This is a genomic window from Bradyrhizobium sp. IC3195 (genome assembly GCF_020193585.1).
GTDB classification, from domain to species: Bacteria; Pseudomonadota; Alphaproteobacteria; order Rhizobiales; family Xanthobacteraceae; genus Bradyrhizobium; species Bradyrhizobium yuanmingense.
In genome coordinates this window covers 1-11,963 of the sequence record NZ_JADYVG010000048.1, presented here as the reverse complement: position 1 = coordinate 11,963, position 11,963 = coordinate 1, and the positions used below count along the sequence as shown (strand labels likewise).

Sequence of the window (11,963 nt, the reverse complement as noted above, 5' to 3'; positions counted from 1 at the left end):
TCATCCCACCCCCCACCTAACCCATTGATCTTGCAACCCCCGTCTACTGTGCATGGGGTTGTTTTCGAACTTTTGTTGTTCCATGCCATCACGCGAAGCGTTCAACCGCCACGGCACCACGTCAGCCGCCCTACCCAAGCGAGACCAACATGCACTCTTCCGCCAGCGGCTGGGGCAACGGGCTTCTCGGCGTCATCATCTTCAGCGGCTCGCTGCCGGCGACGCGCGTCGCGGTCGGCGGCTTCTCGGCGCTGTTTCTGACCTCGGCGCGCGCGGTCATCGCGGCGCTGATCGGGGCTGTGGTGCTCTGCCTGCTCCGGCAGGCGCGGCCGCAGCGCCGTGATCTCGCCTCGCTCACCATCGTCGCGATCGGCGTCGTGGTCGGCTTTCCGCTGCTGACGGCGCTCGCGCTCCAGCACATCACCTCCGCGCGGTCCATCGTCTTCATCGGCCTGTTGCCGCTGTCGACCGCGATCTTCGGCGTGCTGCGCGGCGGCGAGCGGCCGCGGCCGCCGTTCTGGCTGTTTGCTGGTCTCGGCAGCGCCACGGTGGCCGGCTTTGCCCTCACCGGCGACGGCGCGGCCTCGCTTCAAGGCGATCTCCTGATGGTCGCGGCGATCGTGCTGTGCGGGCTCGGCTATGCCGAGGGCGCCGCGCTGTCGCGCCGCCTCGGCGGCTGGCAGGTGATCTCCTGGGCGCTGCTGCTCGCGCTGCCCCTGATGCTGGTGCTCGCCGTGCTGACATGGCCGCCGGCCTGGGGCGGCATCAGCGTGCCCGCCTGGATCGGGCTCGCCTATGTCTCCGTCTTCAGCATGTTCGTCGGCTTCATCTTCTGGTACCGCGGGCTCGCCATCGGCGGCATCGCCCGCGTCGGCCAGCTGCAGCAGCTGCAGCCGTTCTTTGGTCTGGCGCTCGCCGGCCTTCTGCTCGGCGAGCCCGTGGCAGGAAGCATGATCGCCGCGACGGCCATCGTGGTCGCCTGCGTCTTCTTCGCGCGGCGGTTTGCGTGAGCCTGTCGCCTCACGCCTGCCGCCAGTGTCATGCGGCCGCCGAACCTTGATCTAGATCAATGCCTGTCCCGACTCGGTGTCTGCCTTTACTTGCCTGAACAGCGAGGGAGGACGTCATGCGAACTAAATTGTGGCTGGCCGGCGCCGTTGTTGCCTGCGCAGCATTGACCTCGGTGCAGTGGTCGGCAGAGGACGGGCTTTCATTCTCGATCCAGAGCGCGGAAGCCCGCGTCGGCCGGCCGGCGACGCCGGCGAGTGTTGCGGGCGTCGCACGTCGAACGACGCGTCGTGCCGTGGTCGGCGGCGCCGCCGTCGGTGCAGCAGCCGCAGGAGCCGCCGTCGTGGCGCCAGCCTGCGTCCGCGTGCTGGTCAACGGCGTCTGGGTCTGCCGCTAGGCCTCACTGCTGCCCCATCACCGTTCGCGTCAGCGCGCTCCGTGCGAACTTCTTCAGCGGCATCGGCTTGCCGAACAGAAAGCTCTGATTGAGGCCTTTCGATCCCCGGTAATCGCGCGATCTCTCCGGCGAGGAAATCGACCAGGAGGCGCACGCGCGCAATGCCGGACCGCTCCGGCACGATCAGCATGTTCAGCGGCACCGGCGGCGGCGAATAGTCCGGCAGCACGCGTTCGAGCCTGCCGCCCGCGAGCAGGTCGCTGACCAGCCACAGATGCGCCGGCGCAATGCCGCGGCCGGCCGCGAGCGCCTCACGCGCGGCAAGCCCGTGATCGAGGCGCAGCCGCCCGTTGAAGGGTATCGCGTGGCGGCCGCCGCGGCGCCCCTGCAGCACGAGGACATCGCTGCCGGCGATGTTGGACATCCGAACGCCCTCGTGCTTGGCGAGGTCTTGCGGGCGCGCGGGCCGGCCACGCGCGGCAAGATAATCGGGTGCGGCCACGAGCACTCGCCGCGACTGGCCGAGCGACTTCAGCTTCATCGTGCTTTCGGCGAGCGGCCCCAGACGCAGCGCGACGTCGACGCCCTCTCTGACGAGGTCGATCCGCTCGTCGGTCAGGCTGAGGTCGACCGAGACCTCCGGATAAGCGTCCTGGAAGGCGAAGATCAAGCGGCTGACGTGGAGCACGCCGAACGCCGCGGTGCAGGAGACCCGCACCGTTCCGGCCGGCGCGCCGCGCGTCGAGCGCGCCTCGTCGCCGGCCTGCTCGACCAGACGCAGGACATGTACGCAGTCGGCGTAGTAATTGCGGCCCTCCTCCGTCACGGTGACCCTGCGCGTGGTCCTGGTGAGCAGCGGCACGCCGACCGCCTGCTCCAGCTCCCGAATGTGCCGCGTCACCGTGGACTGGCCGACCCCGAGCTCGCGCGCGACCGCGGATAGGCTTCCGCGCTCGGCGACACGCACGAAGCTGCGCATGCGCTCGAGCGTAACCTCCGGCCTATCCATTTTCCGGCACAATCTTATCCATCGGCTACGTCTACCGGATCGTGGGCCACCGCGCTATCTGCCGAGCGACAATCCTCAATCCAATGGTGCCCGAACATGAAAGTGTTGATCGTCTATGCTCATCCCGAACAGCGCTCGCTGAACGGCTCGCTCCGGGATGTCGCCGTCCGAGAGCTTGAGGCGCAGGGGCACGAGGTGCGGGTCTCCGACCTCTATGCCGAAGGCTGGAAGTCCGAGGTCGACCGCGGCGACTTTCCGTCGCTGCCGGTCGATGCGCGTCTCGCGGTCGCCGCGGCATCCAAGCAGGCGTTCGAGGCGGGCACGCTGACGGCCGACGTCAAGGGCGAGATCGAGAAGCTGCTGTGGGCGGATGCTCTGATTCTGCAGTTTCCGCTGTGGTGGTTCAGCATGCCTGCGATCCTCAAGGGCTGGGTCGACCGCGTGTTCGCCTACGGCTTCGGCTATGGTGTCGGCGAGCACAGCCACAAGCGCTGGGGCGACCGTTACGGCGAGGGGACCTTGGCCGGCAAACGCGCGATGCTGATCGTGACGGCCGGCGGCTGGCAGGACCATTATTCCGCCCGCGGGGTCAACGGGCCGATCGACGACCTGCTGTTTCCGATCAATCACGGCATTCTCTATTATCCCGGATATGACGTCCTGCCGCCGTTCGTGGCCTATCAGGCCGACAGGTTCGATGAAGCCGCTTTCGGCGCGACGGCCGAACGCCTGCGCGAGCGGATGAGAACGCTTGCGACAACTTTGCCGATTCCTTATCGGCGCCAGAATGGCGGCGATTACGTCATTCCGAGCATGCAGCTCCGCGCCGGGCTCGAGTCTCCCGGAGCGCGCGGCTTCGCGCTCCACCTCGATCCCGCTGACGAAGGCGGCGCGCCGGGCGAGCTAGGCACGATGCGGTCGACGGCGGATCTCCGCGCGGCAACGGCGTAGTTGCGGGATCGCACGGATGCAGCTCTCAAGGCCGGGAACGCGCGCGCTCATCCCATCACCGTCCGCGTCAGCGCGCTGCGTGCGAACTTCTTCAGCGGCATCGGCTTGCCGAACAGGAAGCCCTGCACGACATCGAAGCCGATCTCGCTCGCCGCGACGAGGTCGGCGCGGCTCTCGACCCCTTGCGCCACAGCGCGCGCGCCAAAGGTCTGCGCCAGCTCGACGATGTGACGGCACACCGTGCGCTTCAGCCGATCGCCACCGCTGCCGGTGACGAATTGCCGGTCGGCCTTCAGCTTGACGAAGGGAATCTTGTCGAGGTCCATCAGCTGCGGCCAGTTGGCGCCGAGATTGTCGATCGACAGCCCGATATTGTGCAGGCCGACCTCGCGCGCGACCTCGGCCAGGAAATCGAGCTCGCGGATCGCCTCCTCGCTGTCGATCTCGACCGTCAGTCCGCCGAAGGCCGGATGCGTCGGCACGCGGCGGCAGAGATCGCGCACCGCCTGCGGTTCCCTGAGATAGGCGGCGGGAAGATTGATCGACAGATCGACCGGACTTTGTTGCTCCAGAAGATAGTGCCAGTCCTGCATGGCGCGATCGATCACGAACTCCGACAGCTCGCGAAAATGCGGATCGTGCGGCTCCGGGATGAAATAGGCCGGCGGCACCACGCCCCAGGTCGGATGCCGCATCCGCACCAACGCCTCGGCGCCGTTGCGCACCAGCGTGCGCGCGTCGATCTTGGGCTGGTACCAGAGCTCGAGCCAGCCGGCATGCAGGGCCTCGCCGACATGCACGGCCGGGCTCGGCGCCGGCTCCTCCGGCAGCAGCATGGCAACGCGCTCGCGCAGCGTCTCCGCGGCAAAGGGCGTGGTCAGCGGCGGCAGCATCGCAAGGCCATATTCGTCGCCGACCTGCCGCACGGCTTTGACGATGATCGAATCGCGGGCGCCGACGGCGAGAACCTTGCCGGCAAATGCCTCACGCACCAGGACTTCGAGGAATCGTCCCGGCTCGATGCCGTCGGCGGCGACGCCGAGCAGGATCAGGTCCGGCAACTCGCTCGCGAGCACCGTCTTCAGCTCGTCGGCGCTGGCACATTCGCAGGTGACGAAGCCGAGATCCTCGAGGATCTCGCTGAGGAACGCGCGCAAGTGACGCTTGCTGTCGGCCACGCAGGCGCGCGGCGTCACCTTTCGCCGTCCGAAGGTCACAGGCCTTCGTCCGACGAGTTCAATCATCCCATCGTTCATCGTACACCACTCCCGTTCCGTGACGGTTTCTTAAACGCGGAGCGTGGGTTCAAATAAGGAGAGCTTCACATCGTTCTTGAATTATCTGAGTAACGTTAAGCCCTGCAATTCGAGCTAATTTGTCGACGAAATCTTTGGGTGCACGCGCGCGGTTGTCCCGCGGCGGCGATGAAGCCGGCGCAACGCAAATCGGCCGCGGCTTTCACGCTGCGTCTTCCCGCGATGCGCGCATCGCCGCCTTTCGCTCGTGACGGTCATGCGACAACGGGTTCGCGCCGGCGGCCGAGAATGTGAAGCACATCACACGCGCGTTGCCGCACTCGCGCTAAAGGTCCCCCGAGCCGGTGGAGGGCTGTCGAGGACTACAGCTATGTCGATGCGGCGAATGATGTATTGGTGGTTCAGGTTCGTGCTGTCAGGGCGATTCATGGATCGCTTCCTGTGCCTGCCGCGCTAGCCGCGCGGCGCATCGTGGCTTTTCGCGGCCGAACCGGATCTAGAGCATGATCCGGAAAGTGTGCAGCGGTTTTCCGGAAAGATCATGCTCAAACGCTTTAGGTTTGCCCGATCAATTTGCGGAACGCCGCCGCACCGTCCTGCATCGCGTCGCGTCCCTTCCAGGCCAGATAGCTCAGCTTGCCGCCGAGCGTGTCGTGGCTGCGCAGCCGCCGCGAGCCGAGAATGTGGCCGACATTGGCAGGGAAGCGGCTCACCTCGGCGGAAACTAGCGCCGCGATCGCGTCCATCAATTGCTGGAGGCGGACGCCCCATTCGCATTGCTCGATGCCGTCGATGCGGACCTTGAGCGCATATTCGGTGTCGTAGATGTCCGCGAGCAGGTCGCGGGCGATCAGCACCCGGTTGTGCCGGAGCGCGACGCGAAGTGCGAGACGCTTGTCGTCGAGCCGGTCGAGAACCATGGGAACGACGCAGGCATAGGGGGTGGCGGCGACGTCTGCGGCGGCCTTGCTCGCAGCGGCTCGGGTAGCAAGCCGCACCAATTGCCAGGACGTCTTCAGGCGTCGCGCCACCAGCGCCAGCGCGAAGGGCAGCGCCTGAGGATGCGCCTTCTTGAAGGCGTCGAGCTGCGCGGTGATCTGAGCGACCTGGCCGTCGTCGAACTTCGCGATCTTGTCGGGCAGCTTCGCGTTGAACTTCGGCAGTGCATCGCCGGCGCGCAACACGTGCAGCATCTTCACGACGTCGTCGAAGGCGGTGCGCGAGGCCGTATATTGCCCGAGCTTGGCGCGCGCGGATTCGGCGCTCTCGGGCGAGGCGAGGGTGCTCTCGAGGACCTTGACGACCTTGATCTGGAAGGTCGAGGCGATCTTCTGGACTTCCTTCGGGTTGTTGGCCGCGACCTGGTCGCCGATCGCCTTGATGTAGTCGCGCGCCATGGTCGGCAGCAGGTCGCGGCAGATCCATTCCCAGATCGGGGTGAGGGTATTGCGCGAGATCCGCCCCATGTTGGCATGCTCGGGCGCGCCATCGATCAGCAGCAGCTCGAGCGGCGCGAAGAAATAGCGCGACGGGCTGGTGGCGCGCGCCTGGGTCGATCCGTCCTTGCGGAATTCGGCGCGCAAGCGGGCCTGGATGTCGGCCGAACCCGGCATGTCGATGCCGCACAGCTCGAGCCGTTCGAGCTCGCTGAGCAGACAGCTGCGCGACAGCGGCGTCAGCCTCTGCAGAAATTCCGATAGCCGGTCGATCTCGTCCATGGCACGCAATCTTTCGCAGCGTGGCCCGCGGGCTTGCGGGCCCAATGCGTGGAGGCATTTGCGCGCTCTCAACCTCCCTAGAGAAGCAAGTCGCCGTTAATTAATCCGTAAAATCCGGGGGGTGGATGTCGGAGCAAGGCGTTCGCCGAGGAGCTTTTCCCGTTCCCACCCCACGATTTCGGCAGAAAACTCAACCGCTGCATGGTCGCGTGCGGCACCGCGCAAGCACAAATTGTGCCGAAGTCGTCATTTCAGCGTAAAACCGTCCAAATCACCGTAGTCATACGGAGCAAAAAGTTAATCACAGACCCGCCCCGGTTCCGCTAAACGAGTGACATGGGGTCACAGAATGATACGGCCACCGATTCGCGGCCGTCGGCATGGCACGAAAGCAGCGCTGCTTCAGCTGAAGAGCTCGATTTCGCCCGCCTGAGCGCCTTGCGTGCCAAGGCGGCCGACGAAATGGCGGCTGCCATCGCCCGCGAGCTCAATGGCCCCCTGACCGCGCTGCTGCTCTACATGGGCGAGATCAAGCACCACAGCGATCAGCTCGTCCCCGCGACCGGCGATCGCGCCTATTTGCAGCGGGTGGTGGAGAACGCGCTGGCCCAGACCGAGCGCGTTTGCGGCCTGGTCAAGCAGCTCGCCGGCCCGCCCAAGGGCGGCTCCAAGGGCGGCTTACCCAGCCCGTCCGAAGAAGCGGAATCGAAGGCCGTCCGCGTGCTGCAACCGCCGCGGTCGCCGAGCGCCGATCTGATCGGCCCGTCGGGCCAGAAGCGGCTGACCAGGCGCGAGCGCGAGGTGCTGAGGCTGATCAGCGAAGGCTACTCGAACAAGCAGGGTGCGCTTCGCATGCAGATCAGTCCGCGCACTTTCGAGAGCCATCGCGCCGAGGCGATGCGCAAGCTCGGTGCGCGCAACACCGCGGACCTCGTCCGTGCGGCGCTGCTGCATTCGATCGACTGAGGCCGGGCCCGTCGCCCGCCGTCGGGCGAGACCCGACGCCTATCTCGAAAGTTGGGAAATCCGTGGCGCTCAGAAATAGTCTTCGGCGAAGGGACGTGCGCGCGAGGTGGGACGCAGCGGCTTGATCTCTTCCTTCGGCGCGCTCGGAATGATCGTGATGGTCCAGCGGGGGGGCATGCTCGATTCCTGCTCCAGCACCGAGCGCACGAAGCCGGTCACGGTCGACTCGCCGGCCTTCACCGTCGCCATCCGGCCGTTGAACTGTGCGATCCGGAAGCGACGAACCTCCTTCTGGTCTGCGGTCTCGTAGGTGAACATGGAAAACCCTCCTGGTTTTCCGGGACTATCGCCAGCTATGATTAGCCATCTGTGAAAATCGCAAACCGTAGAAGTACGGCGGGAATGCACGCGCGAGTAGTTCGGAGCGTTTTCACGCGAAGCAGCGCGACGAGCGCGCATCCCAAGCGAGCTAGCCTTGCGGCTCCTGCGCATGCGCGGCGGCGTAGGCCGCATCCATCAGGTCCAGCAGCGCGCGAAATTCGGTCTCGCCGAGGCTTTCCGCGGTTTTCTCCAGCCGGAGCGCCAGCGCTGCCAGCCTGAGATAGCCGAACGTTCCGGCCGCGCTCTTCAACGAATGCGCTTCGCGCGCGATCCTGGCGTGGTGCTGTGCGGGCGAGAGCGTGCGGAGCAATTGCAGGCGCGCGCAGGTCTCGCTCCAGAACACGTCGCGCACTTCGCCGGCACCGTCCTCGCCGATCTCGCGCACCAGCGCTTCGTACGCGCGCGGCTCGCGCGCGGGTTCGGCATCGAGCGCCTTCGCAGGCGCGACGGTGACGTCAAACATGCCTTGCCTGCCCTGATCCCGGTTCGTGTCGCGCGGCACGCCGCCGCGCGAGGCATGTCGCGTGTGTACGCCCTTCGAATTTCAGTTCTGGTAGCAGGATGGCTGGTGTTTGCAGGCCGGCATTAGCCCGCGGTTTACCAAGCGACCGCGGCGTTCAGGGCGGGCCGAGCAGCCGGTCGTACTGGGCCTTCACGGCGGCGTAGCATTCGCACGCCGTCTGGCGCAGCCCGTCCAGGTTGGTGATCTGGATGTGTCCGCGGCTGTAGTGGATGAAATTGGCCTGCTGCAGGGAGTTGGCGACCAGCGACACGCTGTTGCGCCGGGCCCCGATCATCTGAGCCATGGTCTCCTGTGTCAGCAGCAGACGCGACTCGCCCGACATGTCATGCGTGTGCAGCAGGCAGCGCGACAGCCGCGACTCCACCGGATGAGCGGCGTTGCAGCCGGCGGTTTGCTGCACCTGGGCGTAGACCGCCAGCCCGTGACGCGCAAGCTGCGTACGCAGGGCGCTGCTCTGATCGGCGGCCATGCGCAGGCGGTCCAGATCCACCACCGAGGCGGCGCCGGGAACCAGCACGATGGCGGTGTTCAACGCACACGCATCACCCTCGATGGCGAGCGTTCCGAGCAGGCTACCACGGCCGATCATGGCGACCTGCACATGCTCGCCTTTGGCCAGTTCAACCACCAGCGAGATGACGCCGCGGTGAGGAAAATAGGCGCGCATGAGCGTCTCGCCGGTCTCGACCAGCACCGCCCCGTGGGGCAGATCCACAGTTCGCAGGTGCGGGCGGATCAACTCATAATCGTCTGCCGACAGTGCGGACAGGAAACCGTTGGACGGACGCGCCATGCTTTCCAAAGCTGCCTCCTCCGTACCCTTGCACCTGGGAATCGCACGCCTGCACTCACGCGGTGCGCGGGTAAGTTCCATCATCCTCGCGGCGGGATATATTGGCAATTGAGACAAGTTGTCCGGCCCTGGCGATGCACCGACGCTGCGTGCACGTCGGAACACAGAGATCGCATCGTGCTCCCGTCACGCCACGACTCCCATCAGGCGCAGGTGATGGGCCTTCACCGCCGAATAGCAGCCGCAGGACGTCGCCAGCAGCGCCTTGGGATCGATGATCTCGATCTGGCCGCGGCTGTAGTGAATGATGCCGGCGCGCTGCAGCGCATGCGCGACCAGCGAGATCGCGTTGCGGCGGACGCCGATCATCTGCGCCAGCGCCTCCTGGGTCAGCGGCAGGATTTGGCCGTCGGACAGGTCGTGGGCGCGGAGCAGCCAACGCGCGAGCCGCGCCTCGACCGGATGCAGCGTATTGCAGAGCAGCGATTGCTGCACATGCGCGAGCATGACCTGCTCGTGGCGGACCATCAGCTTGCGGAGGCGTGCGCTTGCGGTCGCGACCGCGCGGAAAACTCCGATTTCGATCACGGAAGCAGCTCCTGGGAACAGCACAACCGCGTCCATCGGCGAGATGCCGTCGGCAAGGGCCGCACCGGCCCCCACGACGCTGTCGCGGCCCAGCATCGCAATTTCGATCGTCTGTCCTTCGGACAGGCTCACCCTGATCGAAACGCATCCACCATGCGGGAGGTAGACATGTCTCGGTGCAGTGCCGATCTCGCCCACGACAGATTTGCTGACCATTTCAACCGTCGCGAGGTGCGGACGCAGCAGATCGAAATCCGCGGCATCGAGCAGTTGCAGCAGCTGGTTGGGCGGGCGGCCGCTCACGGTCATGCAGGTTAATCCGGCGGGTTCGATGGACGCTGGGCGCGGCGGCCTTCGTCACTCAGTTGCACGGCGCGCAAATACTAATCCAAAGGTTGTGGTGTCGTCCATATACCCGTTAGAGGGCAGACAGCCTGTCTCATTTGCGGCGGAATTAAGTAGCGCACGCTGATTCGTTGACGAGGCGGCCGTCCTGCAACGATTGCGCAGGGAAAAAGCGGCAAGGGGCCTCAGGAGCCGGAAGGCATTGCAGTCGCGCTGGCCATCGGGCCGGCTCGCGTCGCCTCGACCGCGTCCGCAAAAATGTTAGTTTCATCTCTCATCGAAAGCAAAGGAGAAAGGCGTGCCCCACGGTTCGATTGTTGAATCGCCGGAACGGGAAGCTCAATCCGGGCGAGACGATCTGCGCCATATTCTCGTCGTCGACGATGACCCGATGGTGTGCATGGCCATCGAGGTTTACCTCCAGCGCAACAATTTTCGGGTGACGATCGCCGAGGGTGGTGAAGCCGGACTGCGCGCCCTCGAGCACAAGCAATTCGATCTGATGATCATCGACATCTTCATGCCGCACATGCGCGGGTTCGAATCGATCCGGATTTTCCACGACCGGGCTCCGGTCATTCCGCTGATCGCGATGTCCGGCTACGCCTTCACGAATTTGGACTCGCCCGCGCCGGACTTCCTGCGGATGGCGCTGGAGCTCGGCGCCGCGCGCTGTCTGCGCAAGCCGTTCACGCCGCACGCGCTGCTCGCCGCCATCAACGATTGCCTGGCAGAGCCTCGCCCCCGCTCCGACATTGCCACGGCCGTGCAGCTCGGTTAGCGCGACACGAGCCGCTTTCCCCGCGGGGTAACGCTTCGTTTACCTCGAGCGTGGACCGCCTAGATCCGGCAACGCCCAAGCACTCGCGCGACGAGGGCGCGGCCGGCTTGCCTCGACCGCCTCTATCGTTCTTCACGAGCAGGACTTTCTCGCACGCCGCGTCGCGCGATTAGTGGCTCGTTACCGCGCGGCTCCCGCCGTTGCGGCGCGGGGATGGTTTTGCCGAAAAGCGCTGCAACACGCGGCAGAACCGCAAACTTCTCTTCAAAATCCGTAGTAGCACGGAGGATGAAATTAACGGGACTGTGAAAGGGGATGTCTAACGATCCAGGATAGGGCGTCCGTCCGTGCCAAAGGTGGCTCGGACGTCGCGTTTGCGGCCCGGGTCAGTAAGGCGTAGCTCATGGATGATCTGTTGCGGGAGTTTCTGACGGAGACCAGCGAGAGCCTGGACACCGTGGACAATCAGCTGGTGAAGTTCGAGCAGGAGCCGAACAACGCCAAGATCCTGGATAACATCTTCCGCCTGGTCCACACCATCAAGGGCACCTGCGGCTTCCTCGGCCTGCCGCGGCTGGAAGCGCTGGCGCATGCCGGCGAGACCCTGATGGGCAAATTCCGCGACGGCATGCCTGTGACTGCCGAGGCGGTGACGGTGATCCTGTCCTCGATCGACCGCATCAAGGAGATTTTGGCTGGCTTGGAGGCGACCGAGGCCGAGCCGGAAGGCAACGACCGCGATCTCATCGACAAGCTGGAAGCAATGGTCGAGCAGGGCATGGCGGCCATGTCAGGCTCGGCGGAGCCGATGCCGACAGCCGGCACTGCTGCTCCCGTTGCCGATGCGCCGCCGCTGGTGCCGGAAGCGCCCGCCGCTCCAGCCGCCCCCGCCAAGGAGATGACCATGGGCACGCTGGTCGATCAGACCCTGGAGCGCCCGCTGCGTCCGGGCGAGGTCTCGCTCGACGAGCTCGAGCGCGCCTTCCGCGAGACCGCGATCGAAGCGCCGGTGCCCGCGCCCGTTGCCAAGGCTGAGGTTAAGGCCGAGCCGGCTGCTGAAGCCGCAAAGCCCGCCAAGGAAAAGGCCGCGCCGAAGAAGTCGATGGCCGACGAGATGGCCGGCGAGGGCGACCGCATCGCCAACCAGTCGATCCGCGTCAACGTGGATACGCTGGAGCACCTGATGACCATGGTCTCCGAGCTGGTCCTGACCCGCAACCAGCTCTTGGAGATCTCCCGCCGCAACG

The 11,963-nt window shown here is 65.7% G+C and carries 12 protein-coding genes and 1 pseudogene; 6 read left to right on the top strand and 7 right to left on the bottom strand.

The genetic code is table 11. From position 1 onward, the window contains the following. Positions 1 to 149 precede the first annotated feature (149 nt). Together I6F09_RS36830 and I6F09_RS36825 are read left to right on the top strand one after the other, a co-directional pair. On the top strand, positions 150 to 1,010 hold the full coding sequence (locus I6F09_RS36830) for a DMT family transporter (protein WP_225190176.1): 861 nt from the start codon (positions 150 to 152) through the stop codon (positions 1,008 to 1,010). 116 nt (positions 1,011 to 1,126) lie between these two features. Next, the gene (locus I6F09_RS36825) at positions 1,127 to 1,405 is read left to right on the top strand and encodes a hypothetical protein (protein ID WP_036008513.1); all 279 of its coding nucleotides are present in this window, start codon (positions 1,127 to 1,129) and stop codon (positions 1,403 to 1,405) included. A 94-nt stretch (positions 1,406 to 1,499) separates the two neighbouring features. On the opposite strand, the pseudogene I6F09_RS36820 reads toward I6F09_RS36825, so the two are convergent. Next, positions 1,500 to 2,414 (bottom strand): annotated as a pseudogene (locus I6F09_RS36820) (LysR family transcriptional regulator); the annotation flags it as partial. A gap of 96 nt (positions 2,415 to 2,510) precedes the next feature. Between I6F09_RS36820 and I6F09_RS36815 the strand changes: the two are divergent. Further along, a complete protein-coding gene (locus tag I6F09_RS36815; protein ID WP_225190174.1) occupies positions 2,511 to 3,365 on the top strand; it encodes an NAD(P)H-dependent oxidoreductase in 855 nt (284 codons plus the stop codon). Between the two features lie 47 nt (positions 3,366 to 3,412). Here I6F09_RS36815 and I6F09_RS36810 read toward each other — a convergent pair whose 3' ends face one another. Next, the gene (locus I6F09_RS36810; protein ID WP_225190173.1) at positions 3,413 to 4,621 is read right to left on the bottom strand and encodes an EAL domain-containing response regulator; all 1,209 of its coding nucleotides are present in this window, start codon (positions 4,619 to 4,621) and stop codon (positions 3,413 to 3,415) included. A 554-nt stretch (positions 4,622 to 5,175) separates the two neighbouring features. Continuing rightward, a complete protein-coding gene (locus I6F09_RS36805; RefSeq protein WP_225190172.1) occupies positions 5,176 to 6,339 on the bottom strand; it encodes a hypothetical protein in 1,164 nt (387 codons plus the stop codon). Between the two features lie 336 nt (positions 6,340 to 6,675). Between I6F09_RS36805 and I6F09_RS36800 the strand changes: the two genes are divergently transcribed. Then, complete coding sequence (locus tag I6F09_RS36800; protein ID WP_036024692.1) at positions 6,676 to 7,305, top strand: helix-turn-helix transcriptional regulator; 630 nt, start codon at positions 6,676 to 6,678, stop codon at positions 7,303 to 7,305. Positions 7,306 to 7,374: 69 nt separating this feature from the next. Here the strand turns inward: I6F09_RS36800 and I6F09_RS36795 are convergent, their stop codons facing one another. The 4 genes from I6F09_RS36795 to I6F09_RS36780 form a co-directional block, all read right to left on the bottom strand. Next, the gene (locus tag I6F09_RS36795) at positions 7,375 to 7,623 is read right to left on the bottom strand and encodes a hypothetical protein (RefSeq protein WP_036024694.1); all 249 of its coding nucleotides are present in this window, start codon (positions 7,621 to 7,623) and stop codon (positions 7,375 to 7,377) included. A gap of 151 nt (positions 7,624 to 7,774) precedes the next feature. Beyond that, entirely contained in the window at positions 7,775 to 8,149 is a 375-nt protein-coding gene (locus tag I6F09_RS36790; RefSeq protein ID WP_109141794.1) for an Hpt domain-containing protein, read from the bottom strand. A 154-nt stretch (positions 8,150 to 8,303) separates the two neighbouring features. Continuing rightward, on the bottom strand, positions 8,304 to 9,002 hold the full coding sequence (locus tag I6F09_RS36785) for a Crp/Fnr family transcriptional regulator (protein ID WP_192893380.1): 699 nt from the start codon (positions 9,000 to 9,002) through the stop codon (positions 8,304 to 8,306). A gap of 186 nt (positions 9,003 to 9,188) precedes the next feature. After that, positions 9,189 to 9,899, bottom strand: a complete 711-nt coding sequence (locus I6F09_RS36780; protein ID WP_109141793.1) for a Crp/Fnr family transcriptional regulator — start codon at positions 9,897 to 9,899, stop codon at positions 9,189 to 9,191. 394 nt (positions 9,900 to 10,293) lie between these two features. Here I6F09_RS36780 and I6F09_RS36775 point away from each other — a divergent pair, with 394 nt between their 5' ends. Both I6F09_RS36775 and I6F09_RS36770 read left to right on the top strand, forming a co-directional pair. Further along, positions 10,294 to 10,716 (top strand): response regulator, encoded by a 423-nt coding sequence (locus tag I6F09_RS36775; protein ID WP_192893379.1) that lies wholly within the window; start codon positions 10,294 to 10,296, stop codon positions 10,714 to 10,716. A 403-nt stretch (positions 10,717 to 11,119) separates the two neighbouring features. Further along, positions 11,120 to 11,963: Hpt domain-containing protein (locus tag I6F09_RS36770; RefSeq protein ID WP_225190171.1), on the top strand; the 844-nt coding region annotated here is incomplete at its 3' end.